Origin of the sequence: Collinsella sp. TM06-3 (assembly GCF_003436395.1) — a bacterium.
In the GTDB taxonomy this organism is placed as follows: domain Bacteria; phylum Actinomycetota; class Coriobacteriia; order Coriobacteriales; family Coriobacteriaceae; genus Collinsella.
The window spans coordinates 93,589-114,431 of the sequence record NZ_QSPG01000004.1; the positions used below are offsets into that span (position 1 = coordinate 93,589).

The 20,843-nt window shown below is 61.4% G+C and carries 22 protein-coding genes; 1 reads left to right on the top strand and 21 read right to left on the bottom strand.

Annotated features, from left to right (window positions below; translation table 11 throughout):
• Positions 1 to 14: 14 nt before the first annotated feature.
• From glyS to rpsP, 7 genes are read right to left on the bottom strand one after another with little or no spacing between them, the layout of a single operon-like run.
• Positions 15 to 2,111 (bottom strand): glycine--tRNA ligase subunit beta, encoded by a 2,097-nt coding sequence (gene glyS / locus DXD56_RS02860; protein WP_117639935.1) that lies wholly within the window; start codon positions 2,109 to 2,111, stop codon positions 15 to 17.
• A gap of 3 nt (positions 2,112 to 2,114) precedes the next feature.
• The gene (locus DXD56_RS02865) at positions 2,115 to 3,026 is read right to left on the bottom strand and encodes a glycine--tRNA ligase subunit alpha (protein WP_117639937.1); all 912 of its coding nucleotides are present in this window, start codon (positions 3,024 to 3,026) and stop codon (positions 2,115 to 2,117) included.
• Positions 3,027 to 3,085: 59 nt separating this feature from the next.
• Entirely contained in the window at positions 3,086 to 3,649 is a 564-nt protein-coding gene (lepB, locus tag DXD56_RS02870) for a signal peptidase I (RefSeq protein ID WP_117639939.1), read from the bottom strand.
• 2 nt (positions 3,650 to 3,651) lie between these two features.
• Positions 3,652 to 4,410 carry a tRNA (guanosine(37)-N1)-methyltransferase TrmD gene (gene trmD / locus DXD56_RS02875; protein WP_117639941.1) on the bottom strand — a complete coding sequence of 253 codons (759 nt, stop codon included), beginning with the start codon at positions 4,408 to 4,410 and terminating at the stop codon, positions 3,652 to 3,654.
• Between the two features lie 10 nt (positions 4,411 to 4,420).
• Positions 4,421 to 4,942 (bottom strand): ribosome maturation factor RimM, encoded by a 522-nt coding sequence (gene rimM, locus DXD56_RS02880; RefSeq protein WP_117639944.1) that lies wholly within the window; start codon positions 4,940 to 4,942, stop codon positions 4,421 to 4,423.
• Between the two features lie 4 nt (positions 4,943 to 4,946).
• A complete protein-coding gene (locus DXD56_RS02885) occupies positions 4,947 to 5,192 on the bottom strand; it encodes a KH domain-containing protein (protein WP_171021534.1) in 246 nt (81 codons plus the stop codon).
• Between the two features lie 42 nt (positions 5,193 to 5,234).
• On the bottom strand, positions 5,235 to 5,576 hold the full coding sequence (rpsP, locus tag DXD56_RS02890; protein WP_022094749.1) for a 30S ribosomal protein S16: 342 nt from the start codon (positions 5,574 to 5,576) through the stop codon (positions 5,235 to 5,237).
• A 201-nt stretch (positions 5,577 to 5,777) separates the two neighbouring features.
• Here rpsP and dinB point away from each other — a divergent pair, with 201 nt between their 5' ends.
• Positions 5,778 to 7,031, top strand: coding sequence for a DNA polymerase IV (dinB, locus tag DXD56_RS02895; RefSeq protein WP_187365005.1), 1,254 nt, complete (start codon positions 5,778 to 5,780; stop codon positions 7,029 to 7,031).
• A 98-nt stretch (positions 7,032 to 7,129) separates the two neighbouring features.
• Here dinB and rsfS read toward each other — a convergent pair whose 3' ends face one another.
• From rsfS to DXD56_RS02965, 14 genes are all read right to left on the bottom strand, one after another.
• The gene (rsfS, locus tag DXD56_RS02900; RefSeq protein ID WP_055250002.1) at positions 7,130 to 7,585 is read right to left on the bottom strand and encodes a ribosome silencing factor; all 456 of its coding nucleotides are present in this window, start codon (positions 7,583 to 7,585) and stop codon (positions 7,130 to 7,132) included.
• Positions 7,586 to 7,613: 28 nt separating this feature from the next.
• Positions 7,614 to 8,147 (bottom strand): bis(5'-nucleosyl)-tetraphosphatase (symmetrical) YqeK, encoded by a 534-nt coding sequence (gene yqeK, locus DXD56_RS02905; protein ID WP_199411533.1) that lies wholly within the window; start codon positions 8,145 to 8,147, stop codon positions 7,614 to 7,616.
• 86 nt (positions 8,148 to 8,233) lie between these two features.
• A complete protein-coding gene (nadD, locus tag DXD56_RS02910; protein ID WP_117637231.1) occupies positions 8,234 to 8,911 on the bottom strand; it encodes a nicotinate-nucleotide adenylyltransferase in 678 nt (225 codons plus the stop codon).
• Positions 8,912 to 8,914: 3 nt separating this feature from the next.
• Complete coding sequence (obgE, locus tag DXD56_RS02915; protein WP_187365006.1) at positions 8,915 to 10,381, bottom strand: GTPase ObgE; 1,467 nt, start codon at positions 10,379 to 10,381, stop codon at positions 8,915 to 8,917.
• An 84-nt stretch (positions 10,382 to 10,465) separates the two neighbouring features.
• Complete coding sequence (gene rpmA / locus DXD56_RS02920; protein ID WP_006236075.1) at positions 10,466 to 10,723, bottom strand: 50S ribosomal protein L27; 258 nt, start codon at positions 10,721 to 10,723, stop codon at positions 10,466 to 10,468.
• A gap of 33 nt (positions 10,724 to 10,756) precedes the next feature.
• Positions 10,757 to 11,131 (bottom strand): 50S ribosomal protein L21, encoded by a 375-nt coding sequence (rplU, locus tag DXD56_RS02925; RefSeq protein ID WP_035138585.1) that lies wholly within the window; start codon positions 11,129 to 11,131, stop codon positions 10,757 to 10,759.
• 67 nt (positions 11,132 to 11,198) lie between these two features.
• Positions 11,199 to 12,011, bottom strand: coding sequence for a TIGR03936 family radical SAM-associated protein (locus DXD56_RS02930; protein WP_099431827.1), 813 nt, complete (start codon positions 12,009 to 12,011; stop codon positions 11,199 to 11,201).
• Complete coding sequence (locus DXD56_RS02935) at positions 12,008 to 13,885, bottom strand: TIGR03960 family B12-binding radical SAM protein (protein WP_117629156.1); 1,878 nt, start codon at positions 13,883 to 13,885, stop codon at positions 12,008 to 12,010. The genes DXD56_RS02930 and DXD56_RS02935 overlap by 4 nt, the downstream gene beginning before the upstream one ends.
• Before the next feature lie 10 nt (positions 13,886 to 13,895).
• The gene (locus DXD56_RS02940; RefSeq protein ID WP_006236071.1) at positions 13,896 to 14,825 is read right to left on the bottom strand and encodes a YcjF family protein; all 930 of its coding nucleotides are present in this window, start codon (positions 14,823 to 14,825) and stop codon (positions 13,896 to 13,898) included.
• Positions 14,826 to 14,843: 18 nt separating this feature from the next.
• Positions 14,844 to 16,070 (bottom strand): FtsW/RodA/SpoVE family cell cycle protein, encoded by a 1,227-nt coding sequence (locus tag DXD56_RS02945; protein ID WP_055249988.1) that lies wholly within the window; start codon positions 16,068 to 16,070, stop codon positions 14,844 to 14,846.
• 9 nt (positions 16,071 to 16,079) lie between these two features.
• A complete protein-coding gene (gene mrdA / locus DXD56_RS02950) occupies positions 16,080 to 18,149 on the bottom strand; it encodes a penicillin-binding protein 2 (RefSeq protein WP_117639953.1) in 2,070 nt (689 codons plus the stop codon).
• Between the two features lie 13 nt (positions 18,150 to 18,162).
• Positions 18,163 to 18,729, bottom strand: a complete 567-nt coding sequence (locus DXD56_RS02955) for a hypothetical protein (protein WP_117583249.1) — start codon at positions 18,727 to 18,729, stop codon at positions 18,163 to 18,165.
• Positions 18,730 to 18,740: 11 nt separating this feature from the next.
• Positions 18,741 to 19,682: a rod shape-determining protein MreC gene (mreC, locus tag DXD56_RS02960; RefSeq protein ID WP_117639955.1), complete on the bottom strand. Its 942-nt coding sequence runs from the start codon at positions 19,680 to 19,682 to the stop codon at positions 18,741 to 18,743.
• A 78-nt stretch (positions 19,683 to 19,760) separates the two neighbouring features.
• Positions 19,761 to 20,792: a rod shape-determining protein gene (locus DXD56_RS02965; protein WP_006236061.1), complete on the bottom strand. Its 1,032-nt coding sequence runs from the start codon at positions 20,790 to 20,792 to the stop codon at positions 19,761 to 19,763.
• Positions 20,793 to 20,843 lie beyond the last annotated feature (51 nt).

Consider the following 20,843-nt stretch of genomic DNA (forward strand, 5'->3'; position numbering starts at 1 on the left):
ATGCGCAGGCTGGCTTACTTTTTGCGGGCAAGCTCACCGATGTTGGCAATGCCGGAGAAAACGGCCTCGAAGCGGTTGAGCAGCTTAAGGCGATTATCGCGAAGCTGCTCGTCTTTGTCCATGACCATGACCTCATCGAAGAAACGGTCGATGGGCGCGCGCAGGGCGGCGAGGGCGGCAAATGCGGCCGGGTAGTCCTCGACAGCAAGGGCGGCATCGACAGCGGTCTGAGCGGCCTCGGAGGCGTCGGCGAGCGCGAGCTCGACCTCGCCCATCAGGCTGCGGTCATACTCCGCACCAAGCTCAGGCTTGGAGATATGCGCGGCGCGGGCATAGGCGGTCGCCAGGTTGTCGAACGTCTCAGCGTCGTTCTTGCGGGCCTCGTCGAGGGCGGCGCAGCGGGCGAAGAAGACGGACGGGGCGATAATGTGCACCGCGGAGACGGCGGCAACGGTATCGGCCGGGATCTTTTCGTCGCGGGCCATGCTCACCAGGCGGCCATGGAAGAAGTCACGAACCTGCTGGGCGACCTCGGCGGCGTCGAACTCAATGCCCTGCTCGCTATAGAGCTCGAGCGCAAAGTCGATGAGCGACGTGGGATCGATCGGCAGACGGTCGCGCAGGATGTTGATGATACCGATAGCGGCACGACGCAGCGCGTAGGGATCGGAGGAGCCAGTCGGGGGCTCGCCGATGGCAAAGATACCGGCGATGGTATCAAGCTTGTCGGCGCAGGCCACGATGCAGCCAGCGGTGCCCTCGGGCAGCTCGTCACCGGCAAAACGGGGACGATAGTGATCGCGAATGGCGTGGGCGACCTCGTCGTTCTCCCCCATCGCGGTGGCGTAGTAACCGCCCATCACGCCCTGCTGACTCGTGAATTCGACGACGGCGTTGGATACCAGGTCGGCCTTGCACAGGTGCGCGGCACGAGCAGCGTCGGCGGCAAGATGGGCGCCCAAATGAGCCTCGCGGGCAATAGCGAGCGCGAGCTGCTCAATACGCTCGGACTTGGCGAGCACGCTGCCGAGCTTCTCCTGGAAGGCAACCTTGGACAGACGCTCACGGAACTCGTCGAGGGAGATCTTCAGGTCCTCCTCGTAGAAGAACTTAGCGTCGTCCAGACGGGCGCGCACGACGCGCTCGTTACCGTCGATCACGCGCTCGGCATTCTCGGGCTTGCTGTTGGAGACGACCACGAACTCACGCGTCAGCTTGCCCTCGCCGTCATAGATCGGGAAGTAGCGCTGGTTGGTGAGCATGGACTCGCAGATGATCTCGTGCGGGACCTTGAGGAACTCCTCATCGAAGGTACCGACGAGCACCGTCGGCCACTCGCAGAGGTTGATAACCTCCTCAAAGACCTTCTTGGGCGTATCGACATGGCAGCCGGGACGGGCAGCCTCGACCTCGGCGATACCGGCTAGAATCGCCTCGCGACGGCGCTCGGCAGAAAGCACGCCGGCGTCCTCGAGCACCTGCTCGTAGGCGGCGGGGCTAGCGACAACGTGGTCACCGGGGCCAAGCACGCGATGGCCGCGCGTAGTGTTGCCGCTCGTCACGTCGGCAAACGACACGGGCACAACATCCTCGCCCAGAAGGCAGCAGATCCAGCGGACCGGGCGCACGAAGGTGGCGTGCTCGTGGCCCCAGCGCTGACTACGGTAGTTGGGCCACTGCAGGCCGGCGATGGTCTTCTCGCACAGGGCCGTCAGGATCGGAGTAGCCGGAGCGGAAGGAATGTTCTTCTCGGCAAAGACGTACTCACGGCCGTCGGTGTCCTCGCGACGGACCAGATCCTCGGCAGCCACACCGCACTTGCGGGCGAAGCCCTGGGCGGCCTTGGTGGCGTTACCGTCAGCGTCGAAGGCGATGTTGGCCGCAGGGCCACGCTTGACCTCGTGAACCTCATCGGTCGCAGTGGCGACGTTGGCCACGAGCGCAGCCAGACGACGCGGACTCGAGATCACGCGGACCTCGCCATGGGCCAGACCGGCCTCGTCGAGGCCCTTGGCGATCATGGTGCCAAGCTGCTTGACAGCATTGTTCAGCGGTGCGGAGGGCATTTCCTCCGTACCGATCTCAAACAGGAAATCCTTAGCGTCTGCCATGGCTTACGCCACCTCGCCTTCCTGGTCGGCATTCTCGTTGACTCCGGCGACCTCGGCCATATAGGCCTCGCAGCACGCCTTGGCGACGGCGCGGACGCGCAGGATGTAGTTGGCACGCTCGACCGCGGACAGGGCGCCGCGGGCATCGAGCAGGTTGAAAGCGTGGCTGCACTTCATGACACAGTCATACGCTGGCAGCGGCAGCTTGCGCTCCAGGCAGGAATGGCACTCGGCCTCGTAGTCGTCAAACTTCTGACGCATCATCTCGACGTTGGCGACCTCAAAGTTATAAGCACTGAACTCGCGCTCGTTCTCGAGGAACACGTCGCCATAGGTCATGGGCGTACCGTCGGGCAGGTAGCTCCACACCAGGTCGTAAACGGAGTTGACGCCCTGGGCATACATGGCGATACGCTCCAGGCCATAGGTGATCTCGACGGGCACGGGGTCGACCTCGATGCCGCCCACCTGCTGGAAGTACGTAAACTGCGTGACCTCCATGCCGTTGAGCCAAACCTCCCAGCCAAGGCCCCAGGCGCCCAGGGTTGGGCTCTCCCAGTCATCCTCGACAAAGCGGACGTCATGGTCGTTGGGGTCCAGGCCAATGGCGGCCAGCGAACCCAGGTAGAGCTCCTGGGCGTTGACCGGCGAGGGCTTGATGAGCACCTGGAACTGATAGTAGTGCTGCAGGCGGTTAGGGTTCTCGCCGTAGCGGCCGTCGGCGGGACGGCGGCAGGGCTGCGCATAGCAGGTGCGCCACTCGGCGGGACCGAGCGAGCGCAGCGTGGTCGCGGTATGGAAGGTACCGGCACCGACCTCGGAGTCATAGGGCTGCATAATGACGCAGCCCTGCTCGCCCCAGTACTGCTGGAGGCGCAGGATGATGTCTTGGAAGGAAAGCGATGAAGCGTTCATGCCTCTAATATCCCCTCGTCGAAACGATTACACGGTTAGGTACTGTACTATAGCGGTTTTTAGTCGATAGCGCCGATGCGGTTGAGCGGCCAGTAGCGCACAAGCGCCACAGCGATCAAATCAGAGCGATCGACGGGACCAAAGTAGCGCGAGTCGGCAGAGTTTTCGCGGTTGTCGCCCATCACCCACACGCACCCGTCGGGAACGGTGTAGGGATAACTCACCTGGGCGCCAGGCGCTTGGACCGAAAGCGGCCAGCTCATGCCGGTCGTATAGTCCTCATCGAGCGCCTGGCCGTCAACGACCACGCGACCGTCCTGCAAATCGACCGTCTGGCCGGCCGTGGCGATAACGCGCTTGACAAGAACATCGTGCTCGGAGGTGCCATCGGGGTTGTGAAACACCACGATATCGCCCTGCTTGACGGGCTGGCCGAGCTCAAGGCTCACCTTTTGCGCCAAGATCTGGTCGCCAATCTCGATCGTGGACTCCATGGAGCCGGTGGGCACCACAAAGGGCTCGACCACAAAGGTGCGGATCAGGAAGGTGGCCACGAGCGCGATTGCGATGACCGCGATCCACTCAAAGGCGCCCCTCAACGCGGAATGCTGCGATGGAACCATTCTCACTCCTCGCTCTGCGAATACGAAGCGTCCAGAATCTCCTGCGCGTATGCGCGCTCCTGGGGCGTAAGCCGCGCCGTCTCGATCAGATCGGGACGCCAACGACAAGTGCGCTCGATGGCATTCTTGCGGCGCCAGGCATCGACCTTAGCGTGATCTCCGCTCACGAGCACCGGAGGCACACCCTGGCCATTGAACTCAGCGGGGCGGGTGTACTGCGCATACTCGAGCAGGCCTCCGTCCTCGGCGGTCGAGAACGACTCGTCGACGTTGCTCATCTCGTCGCCCAGGGCGCCGGGAATCAGGCGTACGACGGCATCGGCAACGACCATAGCGGGAAGCTCGCCGCCCGTGAGCACGTAATCGCCGATCGACAGGCGCTCGTCGGCATACGCATAGGCACGCTCGTCGACACCTTCGTAACGGCTGCACACAAACAGCAGGCGCTCGCTTTTGAGCAGGCGCTCGGCCACATGCTGCGTAAAAGGCTCGCCGCACGGGGTGAAGAACACCACCGTCGGCTTGGGGCCCTCCGCGCTAATGGCCTCGATGGCCTCGGCGATAGGCTCGACCTTCATGAGCATGCCCTGCCCGCCGCCGTACGGCTCGTCATCGACGGTACGATGGCGGTCGTGCGTCCAGTCGCGCAGGTTATACGCCTTAAAATCAAAAAGGCCGGCCTTGCGGGCGCGGCCCAAAATCGATGTGGACATGACGGGCTCAAACATCTCGGGAAAGACCGAAAGGGTCTCAATCAGCATGTTGTCCTCCCTACTTGTCCATATCGATCAAGCCATCCATCACGTGGACGGAAATTGTTCCTGCATCGGGAAGATCGAGCACGACCCGCTCGATCACGGGAATCAGTACCTCGCCGTACCGATCGCCTTCGACAACCCAAACATCGTTGGCAGGCGTCGACATGATCTCGACAATCGTGCCGAGCGAACCGAAGCGCTCGTCGACCACCTCGCGACCCATCAGGTCGGTATAGGCGGCGTCGAGCGAATCGAGCTCAAAGTCGTCACGATTTGCCAGCACATAGCATCCCGTGATGCCCTCGGCGGCCGTCAAGTCGTCAATGCCCTCAAACGAGACCAGATCGCCATCGCCCGTATCGGTGACGGACACGACCGTGCAAAAGCGGTCGCGCTTGAGCGCCGGCGGCGTCAGGGCGACGCGCATACCCGGCTCTAATACAGAAGGAAGCCCCCGCAGCGGCTGCGCGAGGACCTCCCCCTTCCTTCCGTGCGGCTTGACCACACGGGCGATGTTTTTGTACTGGGACCTCAAGGTCCTAGCCCAGAACCTCTACCTCGACAGCAGTGTCGAGGCGAGCGGCCAGTGCACGGGCGAGCGTGCGAATGGCCTTGATGGTACGGCCACGACGGCCGATGACCTTAGCGACGTCATCCTCGGCGACAGAAACCTCAATCGTAGAGGCGTCATCACCATCAATGACCTCAAGGCTCACGGAATCCGGGTCGTCGACGATCTGAACAACGAGATATTCGACGAGATCGGCGATGCGATCTGAGAGCATTGCCTCACCCTCGAGCTGTGCAGCGTCAACCTCAGGCACGATTTACTCCTCGGCGCCCTCAGCGGCCTCAGCGGCAGCCTTAGCGGCCTCGGCCTCTTTGGCGAGCTGCTTCTTGGACTTCTTGACGACGGTCTCGGTCTTCTCGCCCTCGTTGGCGGCCTTGACCAGAGCGGCGACGGCGTCGGTGAGCTGAGCGCCCTTGGACTGCCAGTCGGCGATCTTCTCGAGGTCGAGGTTGATGGTCTTGGGGGCGGTCATCGGGTTGTAGCGGCCAACCTCCTCGATGATACGACCGTCACGCGGGGCGCGGGAATCGGCGACGACGACACGGTAGTACGGACGCTTCTTAGCGCCGTGACGAGCAAGGCGAATCTTGACTGCCAAAGGAAACTCCTCCAACCAAGCAGCTTTAGGCTGCAACTACAAACAAACAGTTGAACATAATACGCCATCGACGCGGGCAGGTGAAGTCCGTGAGACCAACTTCTTCGGTGTAGTCGAGGGCAAATCCATATCTTAGACAAGAATTCGGGATTTGCAAGCACATACACGCACCCCACATGAGCTGCGCGGTATACTCATGACATGGAAAGACGCGAACATACATACGGTTATGAGGATGCCATGAGCGTCACGCCGCCTCCCTGGACGGGTCCGGCGGTGGGCCTCATGGACCTCGATGCGTTTTTTGCGAGCGTGGAGATGCTCGATCATCCCGAATGGCGCGGAAAGCCACTCATCGTGGGCGGAGACGCCGATTCGCGTGGCGTCGTGTCCACGTGTTCGTATGAGGCGCGCCGCTTTGGCGTGCACTCTGCCATGGCCTCGGCCGAGGCGCGGCGCTTGTGCCCGCAAGCCATTTGGACGCACGGGCACTTTGATCGCTACCGCGAGGTGAGCGCGCAGGTCATGGCGATTCTTGCCGAGGAGACGCCGCGCGTTGAGCGCGTATCCATCGACGAAGCCTTTATCGATATCACACCGGGTCGCTTTGCGCCCGAGGACCCACTGCTGGTTGCACGGCGTATAAGCGACCGTGTGGCAGCGCTGGGAGTGACGTGCTCCATTGGCGTGGGCTGCAACAAGACGGTCGCAAAGATCGCAAGCGAGCGGGATAAGCCGTTTGGGCTGACCATCGTGCGCCCCGGAACCGAGCAGCGCTTTTTGGCCGCGCTGCCGGTATCTGCCATGAGCGGCATCGGGCGCTCGGCCGAGGAGCGACTGCGCCGTATGCGCATCTACACGCTCGGCGAGCTGTCACGCGCGCCGGAATCCACCTTGGCCTCTATTTTTGGCGTCAACGGCGAACGTATGCGTCAGCGTGCGCTGGGACTTGAAATCTCCGAAGTCACGAGTCTCGATGAAGAGCGCGAGGTCAAGTCGGTCAGCAATGAACGCACCTTTGCTAAAGATTTGACTGAGCGTGGGGATATTGAGGCGGCGATTGCGCTGCTGGGCGAGTCAGTGGGACGCCGCCTGCGCCGTCAGGGACTAACGGGCGCCACGGTGACGCTCAAGCTCAAGTATTCGTATGGAAACGGTCGCTCGGCACAGCGCCGGCTGCCTCATCCGACCGACGATGAGAACATCTTCGTGGCGGTTGCACTCGAACTGCTCGACAACATCTGGCAGGAAGGAATGCACGTGCGCTTAGCAGGCATCGGCATGAGCGACTTCGACCACCAAGGCGGCATCCAAACCGACCTGTTCTGCGAGATCGATGACCGCGGAGCCCAATCCAGCGACCGCCGCGACCTCTCCGTCGCCATCGATGCCGTCCGAGACAAGTTCGGCGACACCGCGCTATCCTTCGGCCGCCAATCCCGCTTCAACGATTAACCGCCTTTGGGCAAAAAGAAAGCTGGGCAGGTACGGAAAACCGCAACTGCCCGGCAAAATGCGCGAGGCTAACTAAAAGCCCCGTATCAAATGAGCCACTAGAGGAGGTCGAGGGGGAGCTGGGGGGCGTCACCCCAGAGCTTTTCTAGACGGTAGAAGTCGCGGGCTTCGGGAGTGAAGACGTGAACGACGACCGAGCCGTAGTCCATGAGCATCCAGGTCTTCTGCTCGCGGCCCTCGATGGAGAACGGATGCTCGCCGCAAGCCGCGGCGACCTTCTCCTCGATCTCGTCGACGATAGAATCGACCTGGCGGTTGTTGGTACCGGTGGCAAGCACAAAGTAGTCGCACACGTCGGAAAGCTCGGTCAGGTCGAGCACCTGCACGTCCTCGCCCTTCTTGTCGTAGGCGGCCTGCGCGGCGGCGCGGGCGACATCCTCGGCGGCGACACCGCTCGCGGACAGCGAGGCGGCGGTGCGGTCGGACGTGGCAACGAAACTCTTGTGCTCCACACCTTCAAGAATCTGCTCGTCAGTCATGGTCTCGTCGGCCATGGAATACCTCTTTCTAGACACACCCGAGCTAGCGCAGCTGGGCGTAATGGTTGTAAATCGCAATAGCCGTGGGATAAAGATAGCGCCCGGACTGGATCACATAGACCAGACCCTGCGCAAAACAGGAGAAGAACAACTCGTCGAGCGAGGACTTCCCCACCATCTTGCGCAGCGCATGGGCATAGTCGCCGTGGCGGTTGGGCTCGATGGCATCTGCCACAAAGACCACCATATCGAGCGGCGTCATGTCGCAAGCACCCACGGTGTGACGGTCGACAGCCTGAAAGACTGCCGGCGACAGCTCGGGAAAAAGCTGCGGAAGCTCATAGGCGGCAACAGGGCCATGCAAAAGCGGCGTCGCGGCGGAAGGAGAGCCGGCAACCTTGATGCCATAGTGAAGCGCGCGGGCCACGAGCTCGTCATCGGAAAGCACCTTGTCCCAGTCGTGAATTAAGCCGGCGGCAGCCGCATCAAAGCGGTCAACGCCGTAGACCTCGGCCAGATGAAGTGCGGTCTCGGCAACACCCAGCGAATGCACATAGCGCTTGCGCTTATCTTTCATGCGAACATCGAGCAGCTCTTGAATGCGCTTGAGCAGCGCGCGCTCATCGCCCTCAAACTGATCCTCTACCGACAACGTAGCCCCCATCACTCAAAATCTTCTTGGCCCAAATCGGCATATAGCCTGCGCTTGCGAATGTAGCCGAGCACGGACTCGCTCGTAAGATAGCGCACGCTCATGCCGCGGGCAACTCGCTTACGAATGTTCGTCGAGCTGATCGCCAGCGCCGGAATCTGAATATAGCGCACGTCGAACGGCAGCCCCGACTCTTTGATTCGGGCACGCGCCGTATCGATATCAAAGCCCGGTCGCGTCGCCGCAATAAAGGTAGCAAGCTCAGCAATTCGCTCGGCATCATGCCAGGTCACAATATCAATAATCGCGTCGGCGCCCGTAATAAAGTAGAGCTTTACCTGCGGCGGATAAAAGTCGCGAAGGGCATGAAGCGTATCGGCCGTATAGGTTACGCCCGGACGGTCAATCTCGAACCGGCTCGCCAAAAAAGCCGGATTCGCGGCGGTGGCGAGAACCGTCATGGCATAACGGTCCTCAGCAGGCGTCACCGGTTTGTCGAGTTTAAAGGCAGGAGAGCCGGCCGGCATAAAGAGCACAGCGTCCAAGTCGAGCGACTCGCGCGCCTGCTCGGCAGTCACCAAGTGCCCGTAATGAATCGGGTCGAAGGTGCCGCCCATAATGCCAAGCCGAAACTCTTTGCCCTCTTTTATGGGCAGCTCGGGCAAACCGATTCCACCGCGCAGCGACATGGCTTACTCGCCCTCCGAGGTCTCGGCATCGTCCGCGGCATCCGCCGCATCGACAACCTCGACGCCCTCATCCGGAGCATCGGTCACGTCAAGGGCCTCAACGGCAACGTCCTCGCCAGCGTCCTCGAGCTCCTCGTACTCCGAGAAGTCCTCGGCGCCCTCAAAGTCAAAGGCGCGCTGGCAAATGCGGACCTCGTCGCCCGCACGGCAGCCGGCCTTCTCGAGCGCGTCGTCAACACCCATGCGCGCAAACTTGTGCTGCAGGTAGATGACGGCTTCCTCGTTTTCCCAGTCGGTCTGGATAACCATGCGCTCGATGGCGCGACCGACCACGCGGAAGGCACCGGGCTCTTCCTGAACAATGCGGAAACGCTTCTCGCGCTGCAGGCGACGGCGCTCCCACTCCTCGTCGCGAAGATCGACCGGCTCATCGGAGACCGCCAGCTCGGCGCGCAGCTTAGCCACCTGCTCGCCCACGGCAAGCATCAGCGTGTTGAGGCCGGCGCCCGTCACGGCGGACACGGCAAAGAACATATGTCCATCGTCGAGCGCGGCGCGCTTAAGGTCGGCAATCTTGTCGGCCGTGCCCGGCGCATCGCACTTGTTGGCGACGACGATCTGCGGACGCTCCGAAAGCTCGGCGCCATACTGCTCGAGCTCACGGTTGATGATGCGGTAATCCTCAACCGGGTCGCGATCCTCAAAACCGCCCGTCATGTCGACGACATGCATGATGAGCGCCGTACGCTCGATGTGGCGCAGGAACTGGTGGCCCAAGCCCTTGCCCTCGCTCGCGCCCTCGATGAGGCCGGGGACGTCGGCAACGACATAGGAGTACTCGCCGGCACGCACCATACCCAGGTTGGGCACGAGCGTGGTAAACGGATAGTCGGCGATCTTGGGTCGGGCGGCACTCATGCGCGCGATAAGCGAGGACTTGCCCACCGAGGGGAAGCCCACGAGCGCGGCATCAGCCATGAGCTTCATCTCGAGCTCAATCCAGTGCTCCTCGGCCGGCTCGCCCAGCTGGGCGAATGCGGGCGCGCGGCGCACCGACGTCACAAAGTGCGTATTGCCCAGACCGCCAGCACCGCCGGGCGCCACAACGACGCGCTCGCCATCATGCACCAAGTCGGCAATCTCGAACATCGGGGTCTGCGTCTCGGGGTCGAGCTCGCGCACCACGGTACCCATGGGAACCTTGAGAATAAGGTCCTCGCCGCTCTTACCGTTACGACGGGCACCCTGCCCGTGCGTGCCGCGCTCGGCGCGGAAGTGATGCTTAAAGCGGTAATCGATCAGCGAAGACAGCTGAGCATCGGCCTGGATGACGACATTGCCGCCACGACCGCCGTCGCCGCCATCGGGGCCGCCCTTGGGGACAAATGCCTCGCGCCTAAACGACATGCATCCGGCTCCGCCGTCGCCGCCGCACACGTTAATGCGGCTGATATCGGTGAACTGTGACAACAGAATCGCCTCCTACAAAAAGAGGGAGACCCTTGAATCCTAAAACTCAAGTGCCTCCCACATATGTGCTCTATGAAGGGTGAATTACGCGTTCGCGAGCGGGCGTACGCTGACCCTGTGCTTGATACCCTTGTGGAACTCAACGGTACCGTCGACCAGCGCGAACAGCGTGTCGTCCTTGCCACGGCCAACGTTCTCACCCGGGTGGATGTGCGTGCCGTGCTGACGGACGAGAATCGTGCCCGTGGTTACCGTCTGGCCGGCATAGCGCTTCGTGCCAAGGCGCTGACCGCGGGAGTCACGGCCATTACGGGAGGAACCGAGTCCTTTTTTGTGTGCCATTGTGTATACCTACTCTTTCGTTACGAGTGTAATCTACTCGGCGACGGGAGCCTCGGCAACAGCCTCGGCCTCTGCCTTGACAGCCTTCTTGGCGCGGGACGTAGCCTGGACCTTCACGATCTTCAGCTTGGTGAGCTGCTGACGGTGACCCTTCAGACGACGATAGCGCTTACGCTTGTGGAACTTGAAGACCAGCTGCTTCTCGCCCTTGAACTGCTCAACGATCTGAGCGGTAACCTTGGCCTTGGCCAGCTTGTCGGGATCGGTGACGATCTTTTTACCATCGTTGAGGAAGATGACCGGCAGGGTGACCTTGTCGCCCTCATTGCCCTCGATCTTCTCGACGGTGATGACATCGTCGGTGGCGACCTTGTACTGCTTGCCGCCCGTGTTAACGATTGCGTACATGTTTACTTGCCCTTCATGCATCAGTTAGTGCAACAGCCGAATATAGTAGCAGGCGAAAATACCCCCGTCAACGAGTATGTGGAGCAAATCCACAAGTTCGCACAGGTATGGGGCTGACGAGTCGGCCCTCGTCGTCCTCGCATGCTTGATTCTGACGCTCGACATCGTAGGAGCAGATGGTCACGAGGTCTTGCATACCAGTGGAAACAATAGGTGCATCCACGCCCGGGGTCAAGCCCTGCAACAAAACATCAGCAGCGGAAAGCAAAATTTCCGGACGCATGGAGCCCTCGTTGTCGGCATGGGTGTCGAGCATGAGCACCAAATGGTCAGGGCGCTCCCCCGCCGTGAGCTCATAGCCCACGAGCGTGTGATCCAAATCCAAGCGCTTGCTCTTTTTGCCGCGCGCGTAGTCGATGCCATGGTCCGCGCGCAGCGTGTCGATCGCACGACGCACCTCGTCGGCGCTTACGGGCGCCTCGGGATCCAAGTGCAGGTCGATGCGATACGACAGACGCGTGAGCTGCGCCGTCAACGCCGGCGTGCGCACGTCGATGTACGCCGCCTCGATGGGCGCCAGATCGGCCGGAGACGCCGCAGCCAGGCGCCCAAACGCCTCGTCGAGCGCCACGAACTCGGTCATAAACAGGTCATACCACTCGCAGGTCGACGACGTACCCACCGGTAGCGCCGAAGAGAAGCCCACGCGCATGTGCGGAGAGAAGCCCTGTGTGACGGCATAGGGAAGTCCCGCGCGGCGCACGATGCGCTCAATGGTATGGATTACTTCGAGATGGCCCAGGTACTTAAGGCGATCGCGCTTGCCATAGCGAACACGAAGTCTAAAGAGCGTGGGGTTGTCGGTCAGGCGCTCACTCATGCGCGATCACCCATCAATACATTCTTGGCGTGAAGCGTGGGGCAGATTCCGCAGCCGGTGCACGACGTGCGGGTGCAGTCGGGAGTCGTGACGCCCTCGAGCGAGCGACGGTACTCGCGCTCGAGGAAGCCGCGCGTGCAGCCGGGGCTCACATGCTCCCACGGTAGGCGCCAGTCCAACTCGTAGGGCAGGTGCACGAGCTCATTGAGGTCGATGCCGTTTTTGGCAGCAGCCTCCTTCCAGTTATCGAGCGAGAAATGCTCTACCCAAGCGTCAAAGCGAGAGCCCGCGCGCCAAGCATCGATGATGACGGGCGTCATGTCACGACCGGCGCGGGACAGCGCGGCCTCGATGAGCGAGGTCTCGGCATCGTGGTAATGCACGCGGACGGCACGGTTGCGAACGCTCGTGACAAGCAGCTTCTGGCGGCGCTTGACGTCGTCGTAGTCGAGCTGCGGGCACCACTGGAACGGCGTGGCAGCCTTGGGAATAAAGACCGAAACCGAGATGGACACCGAGATCGAGCCGCGACGAGCCTTGGGCACCACGGAACGACCGAGCTCCAGCACGTGATCGGCCAGATTGGCGATGGCCACGATGTCCTCGTCGCGCTCGCCGGGAAGGCCCATCATAAAGTAGAGCTTCATGCGGTTCCAGCCGGCCTCGAAGGCTGCCTTGGCCGCACGGTCCAGGTCCTCCTCGGTCACGTTCTTGTTAATGATGTCGCGCATGCGCTGGCTGCCGGCCTCGGGCGCGAACGTCAGGCCGCCCTTCTTTTCGCCGGCGACCGACTCGGCCATATCCACGCCAAACGAATCCAGGCGCTGCGACGGAATAGACACGCGAATACCCGTATCCTCCAGGCGGCGGTTGAGCCTGCCGAGCACGTCGCGAATGCAGGAGTGGTCGGTCGTGGAGAGCGAGGTCAGCGACACCTCGTCATAGCCGGTCTTTTCCAGACCCTGAATCACCGACGAGACGATCTGGTCGGCCGAGCGCTCGCGCACCGGGCGATACGTCATGCCGGCCTGACAAAAACGACAGCCGCGGGCGCAGCCGCGCAGGATCTCGATAGACAGGCGGTCGTGAACCAGCTGCGCATAGGGCACGCACGACTGCGACAGCGGATTCGTGGCGCCGAAATCCTCGACGACGCGCTTGTAGACCACGGTCGGCGCATCCTTGCCCTCACGCGGCACGGTGTAGCCATGCGGCGAGCAGGGCTCGTCGTGACGAACCTCATAGAGCGACGGCACGTAGTTGCCGGCAATGGATGCAAGCTGCTCAACAATCTGCTCGCGCGGGACTCCTTCGTCGCGCAGGCGGCGATGCAGCTGGCAGGTCTCGAGCAGCGATTCCTCGCCCTCGCCGATGAGGATGGCATCGAAGAAGGCCGCGTACGGCTCGGGGTTGTACACCGAAGGACCACCGGCGATGATAATGGGGTCGTCCTCGGTGCGGTCGGCCGCCAACAGCGGAATGCCAGCGAGGTCGAGAGCCTCGAGGAAGTTCGTCACCGCCATCTCATGCGGCACATGCAGACCGACGATATCAAACGAAGCGACCGGCGCTGCACCCTCGAGCGACAACAGCGGAATACCCGCCTCGCGCATGGCGTCACCCATATCGGGCCACGGCACATAGCCGCGCTCACAGGAGATGCCCTCGGCCTGGTTAAGGATGTTGTAGAGGATGGCGATGCCCTGGTTGGGCAGACCAACCTCGTACACATCCGGGTAGATCAGGCAGCAACGGTAGTCGGCATCGGCCTTGGAAAGCGTGCCCCACTCGTGATCGATATAGCGACTCGGCTTCTCGACCTTGGCGAGCAACGGCTCAATTAAATGAAAACAGTCTTGGTATGCAACGCGCAACGGAAAACCCCTAAGCAGCGAGATCTGATGCGTCCTGATAGGACGCCATAGGACGGGTAGCGCCCGCGACCGTGGTCACCAGATCGCGAACGCGGGAGAACGTGGCAGTGACCACCTCGTTGGCACGGCTGTAGTCGACATCGCGCTCGTAGAGCGAAACGAGCGCACGGCCCATGCCATAGGTGCCCGCGGCAGCAGTGAGCGCCTTGACGGCAAACCCAATATGCGGCGTCTGCTTGACGAGCGCGCGGGTGACCGCGCGGATCACAAGACCGCCGGCAAGCACGCCGGCGACCTCGTAGCCGCGCTCGGGCTTAATGCCGCGTCCAAAGACGGCAGCGAGCTCAAAGAGCATGCCCACCTGCGCCAGCGCCATAACGGGATAATCGGCGCCCGGCAAAAACACCAAAGCCCCGGTCGCCATATTGGTGAGCGCACACGAGGTGATGATGCGGTTGGCCGCCGCGATGCGCATGAAGGCAAAGTTCGCCGCAAAAGCCGTTTCCTTGTCCGTGCGATCGAGAATCCAGCGGGCAAGCGTCTCGAGCAGATACGTCTTATCGGTTGCCGCTACCACGCCAAGCATGGGCGTGGACTCCTCGATAAACGGCACCTCCACAGCAGACTCGGCAAGCACGCACACGGGCGCGCCGGCGATCACGAGCTCCTGCACGGCACTCTCCAAGCGGTCGGAACCACACGAGAGCACCAGCACCACATCGGTATCGGTCTTTGGAGCAATTCGCTCCTCCCCCAGACGCTCGACGCGCACAATGCCCGAGGTCGTCTGCGGCACAAAGGCATCACGCACCGTCTCGGCCAGAAAGCGCGAGGCGGACGAATCCAGATAGACCGAGACGCGCACCGGCGTATCGGAATCCTTCTTAACGGACGCGCCCATCTTAAAAGCGCGGGTCAGCTTATCTACGGGAATTTTCATAGCAAACCCCTCCAGCGGTTACGCGGCGCCCGAACGATGCCGCCATATGGATTGTACGATACCCACCGTCAGCAGCTGAATCATCATCGAAGACGAACCGAAGCTAATAAACGGTAGCGGAATACCGGTAATCGGCATCATGCCGATGCACATGCCGATGTTTTCGAAGGTCTGGAACGCCCACATGCCAACGATGCCAACACACGAAAGACGCAAAAACAGGGACTCGCATTTAAAGGCGACGCGAATCGTCGAAAAGATCAACAGCACGTAGAGGCACAGGAGCAAAAAGGAACCGCAAAAGCCAAAGGTCTCGGACAGGAAGGCGAAGACGAAGTCGGTGTGGAACTCAGGCAGAAAGCCGCCGGCCGACTGCGTCGCATGGCCCAAACCCTTACCAAAGAAGCCGCCCGAGCCAACGGCGATTAGCGACTGCTGCAGGTTGTAGGCATCGTCCGAATCGGCATTATCGGGGTCGATAAAGACCGTCAGACGGTTCATCTGGTACTGCTTGATGAGCACATCGTGGCCGAGCAACGAATCAAAGACCGAATCAAGCGCCAGAACGAGGGCCACCAGGCCCACGAGCAGGGCCAGGGTCGACAGCACCCATTCGCGGCGTGCACCGCTCATACAGATGACGATGGCGCCCGAGACCAGCACGACCAGGCCCGAGCCCAGGTCGCCCATGGCAACGACGGCCAAAAACGGGATGGACAGCATGCCGCAGAGCTTGACGTAGTCGCGAACGGTATCGATGCGGCCGTTATACTGCGAGCCAAGCGTGGCGATAAAGAAGATGGTGATGAGCTTGGCAAGCTCGACCGGCTGGAATGTCAAGCCGATACCGGGAATCTTGATCCAGCCTGTCATGCCCAGACCGCCCGTATAGGACAGACCCGGAATCTTGGGCGAGAAGATCACGATCAGGTCGATGACGAGCAACGCCGTCGAAAAATTGGAAATACCGCGCAGATCGGTACGCCAGACGAGCACCGCAAGCACCGCGCCAATGCCAATGCCCAGCAGGTGGCGCGAGAATGAGGCGTCGGCCTTAAACTGTGACGCCGACCAAATAATGATGGCGCCATAGGCAACGAGCGCGACGGTAGCCAGCAGCACACCGATATGCACCTTTTGGCGAAACGTACCGCGCGAGGCCGAAAGTTGCTTGTTGACGCGGTCCAGGCTGCTGCGAGAGCCGGTCTTGGTTGAACGGAACAGATCCGCCGGAGAAAAATCCATCGCAACCTCCTATCGAACCGAAGAATCGCCCGAGGCCGAAGAGGTATCGGGCTCGTCATAAATCACGCCGAGCACGTCGCGCACGACATGCATCGCGGTATCCGAACCACCGCCGCCCTGCTCCAGGACAGTAGCGATGACATACTTGGGATCATCGGCCGGTGCATAGGCGCAGAACCACGCGTATTCGTCCTCGCCGCTTTTCTCGCCCGTGCCCGACTTGCCGTACACCTGCGGCGTCAGGGTGCCAAAGTGAGCCGCCAGGGACGTCGATGCCGTGTAAATCACGTCGTGCATGCCGTTGCGAACAAGAGTCAAATCCGAATCGCTGTTGATCTTGGCCTCCAGGCGCTTCTTCTTGCCCTTGCCGTTGTACTTATAGGCATCGCCGTCGCCATCGCGCGACACGGCAGACAAAAACACGTGAGGCACGTACTGTTTGCCGCCGTTGGCAAGACCCATATAGGCGCACGCCATCTGCAGGGGCGTCACCAAGATGTCGCCTTGGCCGATGGCAATGTTGGTCATATCGCCGGCATTCCACTTGCGGTCCTCGGCAGAGGCGTCGGTAAAGTACGACTCTTTCCACTCGGCATCGGGAATACGGCCCGCGCCCTCACTCGGCAGATCGATACCGCAGGTCTTGCCTAGGCCCCAGCGACGAAAGACCTCCTGCAGGCCCTCGGAATGTTGCTCGTCATAAAAGAAGGCCTTGCCCATGTCGTAGAAGACGGGGTCGCACGAGTTGGCGATACCCGACTGCAGCGTCATGGTGCCGTGGCCAGACGTCAGCCAGCAGCGCTTGCCCCAAGCCTTGCCCAGGCCCGTCCAATAGCCCGTGCAGTTGGTTGTCTGCGTTGAAGTGTAGGTTCCAAACTCAAGACCGGCCAGTGCCGAGAGCGGCTTGATGGTCGAGGCCGACATGTACTGTCCGCTAATGGCGCGGTTGAGCAGCGGGTGCGAACCCTTGTCATCATTGAGCTCGGTCCACACGTCATTTGAGACGCCGCCGATAAAGACGGACGGATCGAACTTGGGCTCGCTCGCCATGCCCAGGATCTCGCCATTGTTGGGATCGAGACACACCACAGCGCCGTTGCCGGCATTGCTGTAGCCAGTGGTCTTGGCAAGCTCGATGGCGCTCGCCAGCGCCGTCTCACAGGCCTGTTGGATCTTAAGGTCGAGCGTGAGCTTAATGTCGGAGCCGGCCTTGGCGGGCACGGCGCCGGCCTGACCGGTCACATTGCCCGAGGCATCGACCTTGACGGTCTGCTCGCCACGAATACCCTGCAGCAGGTTTTCGTAGTAGCTCTCAACACCCGCCTGGCCCACGATATCGCCCGACTGGTACGTAATCCGGCCAGCAGAAGCATCATCATCACCAGAGGTTTTCTTATTCTGGGCCTCGAGCTGCTCGGAGGTAATGGTGCCGGTATAGCCCAAGATATGGCATGCCGTCTCGCCATATGGATACTGGCGCTCGGTACGCTCGGCAATCTTGACGCCCGGGAACTCGCCGGCGTGCTCCTGAATATAGGCAACCGTGGAGCGACGGACGTCCGTCGCGATGGTATGCAGGCTCTGGGCGCCCTCGGAATTGTCCTGAATATTGCGCAGCACCGCCACGTAGGGCATACCGAGCACGTTGGCAAGATGGCGAACCAGAACCTCATCCTCGGCAAGGTCGCGGTAGGCCACGACAGCAAGTGAGGGACGGTTCTGGACAAGCGCCACGCCATTGCGGTCGAGGATGCGGCCGCGCACAGCGGGTGTGGTAACGGTGCGCGTCTGATTGCTATTAGCCTGCTTTTCGTAATAGTCCGACGAGACCATCTGCATGCCCCACAGCTTGACGGCAAGCGCCGCGAACATCGCGCCCGCACCCGTGGTGAGGATGGAGAAGCGGCCCTTAAAGGCGGTCGCCGCGGTATTGCCCTCGCCCTCGGTGGCGCGCGGGGCCGTCCCATGCTGCGTATCGTATGTAAAACGAGAATCGCCGCGACGCATAATGACCAGTGCGACCACGATGGCCACAACCAGCACGATACCGGCGATAATAACCGTCATCTGGGAAGACATCTACGAGCCTCCCCTATTTGAGCTTACGGGTCTTGGGCTTAAAGCGCATGCCCGTCTGGCGTCCGCCACGTGCGGAGAATCCATAACCGGACTGCGGCACGACGCCGGACATCAAAAACGGAATGGCAACCAGACCCGTCAGGATCGAAGACGGCAGCGCATGGCCGAAAATCGCCACGACAAAGCTCGTCTCCAAACCCATAAACAGCAAGATGATGCTGTAGATCACATTAATGACGAACGCGAAGGCGCCCACCGTGATGCCGCGCGCACTCGGGGCACCGCCCGTCTGACCGGCAGCGCTATGCACCAGGGCAAAAGAACCCACGGTCAGCAGGAGCGACATAACGCCCACCGGCACGGCAGCGGAAAGGTCATAGAACAAGCCGCTGCAAAAACCGCACACGACGGCACGGGTCGGGTCGCCCGAGAACACGCTTAGGCACACCAGGATAATCATAAAGTTGACGCGACCGCCCGCAATGGAGATCTGCGGTGCCAGGCCTGCCTGCAGCAGCACGCACACAATGGCGGCGATTACAAACGTGCGGGAGCTCATCCCCTGCTCGTGTAGATCCATGGACATGCCCCCTATTCGCTCGAGCCGGAATCGGTCGTCTCGGACGTGTCGGAACTGTCATCCGGGCTCTCGTCCTTCGTCTTGGTCGCAGCATCGCGCGACGTTCCCTGCGGCGTGCCGTTGGCCGTGTTCACGTCCTCATCCGAGGCCGACTGTTCGTCGGTCAGCGAGGTAATGACCAGCACTTCCTCGTTGTTCTCGGCCGTCGTCTGGGCGCGCACCACAATGGTGTAGTACACGTCGTTAGCCGATTTCTCAACAGACGAGACGGTGCCGAGCGGTAGACCCTTGGGGAACACACCGCCAATGCCCGAGGTCACGATGATGTCGCCAACCTTAACGTCGGAATCGACGCTCACGTACTCAAGACGCAGCGTGCCGTCAGCCTGACCCTGCAGCATGCCCTGGGCGCGCGTGTCCTGCACCATAGCGGACACGCCCGAGTTCTCATCGCCAATCAGGCGCACGGTGGACGTCTTGGCCGAGACCTCGATAATCTGGCCTATGACACCGGCAGAACTCGTCACAGGCATGTTGATGGTAAGACCGTCGGCAGAACCCTTATCGATGGTGACGGTCGAGGTCCAGGCATCGCCCGAAGCGCCGACGATACGAGCTGCGGTTGATTTGAGGTTGTAGGTCGACTGCAGGCCGACCAGCCCCTCCAGTCGCTCGGCGGTCTTTTGAGCCTCGGAGAGCTCGGCAACCTTAGAGGTCAGTTCCTCGTTTTGCTTCTTAAGCTCGTCAAGCGTGTCCTGCGACGCCGTAAGGTTAGAGAACACGTTACCGATCGCATTGAAGGGAGCCGCCACAGCCGAGCCCACAAAGCGCACCGGCGAGGTAATCGTCGTCACGCCCGAGCGCACGGCATGAATCGGTCCTGCCTCGCCCTCGCGGATGTAAAACGTGAGCAGCAACACCGAAATCAGGCTGAAAACAATCAACGGGCGCATACCATTTGATTGTCGCTTGGTATTCAGATTTGTGGAGAAACCCGAAGATCGTGCCAAATGGAATCCACCTTTTGGAAATTAAGCATTGGTCTGGACGAAGCCGCCATCAAACGCATTGGCCTCGAGCACGCGGGCACAGCCGTTAACAACGTTATCGAGCGCCGTGGGGCTGACGTTGACCGAAACGCCGGTCTCATCGCGCAGGCGCACATCGAGACCGCGCAGCAGCGCGCCGCCACCGGTCAGCAAAATGCCATAGTACATAAGGTCCGAGGCAAGATCGGGAGGCGTAGCGTCGAGTGCGTCCTTGACGGCCTTGGCCATCTCGTCGAGCGGCTTGTTGAGTGCGCGACGAATCTCCTCGCTCTCGATGCGCACGGTCTTGGGCAGACCGGTGATCACGTCGCGGCCGTTGACCTCGACGTCGAGCTCATCCTTGAGCGGCACGGCGGAGCCGACCTTGATCTTGATGTCCTCTGCCGTACGCTCGCCGATGGCCAGGTTGTAGGCATCACGAACGTGCGTGAGGATGGCCTGATCGAACTCGTCGCCGGCAATACGGATGGACTGCGAGACGACGATGCCGCCCATAGCGATAACGGCAACCTCGGTGGTACCGCCACCGATGTCGATGACCATGGAGCCGGTGGGTTCCTCGACGGGCAGGTCGGCGCCGATGGCAGCCGCCATGGGCTCTTCGATCAGATAGGCCTGGCGGGCACCGGCCTGGATCGTGGCCTCAAAGACAGCGCGCTTCTCGACCGACGTGACACCGGAGGGAACGCAGACGACAACACGCGGACGCGGAGTCCACGGATAGCGCTTCTCGGACGCCTTGTCGATAAAGTAGCGAAGCATGGCCTCGGTAACATCGAAGTCGGCGATGACGCCGTCCTTCAGGGGACGAACGGCCACGATGTTGCCGGGCGTACGGCCGAGCATGCGCTTTGCCTCGATACCGACCGCCAAGATGCGCTCGTCGTTCTTGTCGATGGCGACAACAGAGGGCTCGCGAATGACGATGCCCTTGCCGCGCACGGAGACAAGCGTATTGGCGGTGCCGAGGTCGATGGCAAGATCGCCCGCATAGCTACCGAAGAACATATCCATCAAAGAAAACAACGCAACTCCTGATGTGTTGGATGATTGCTGGAAAACTAC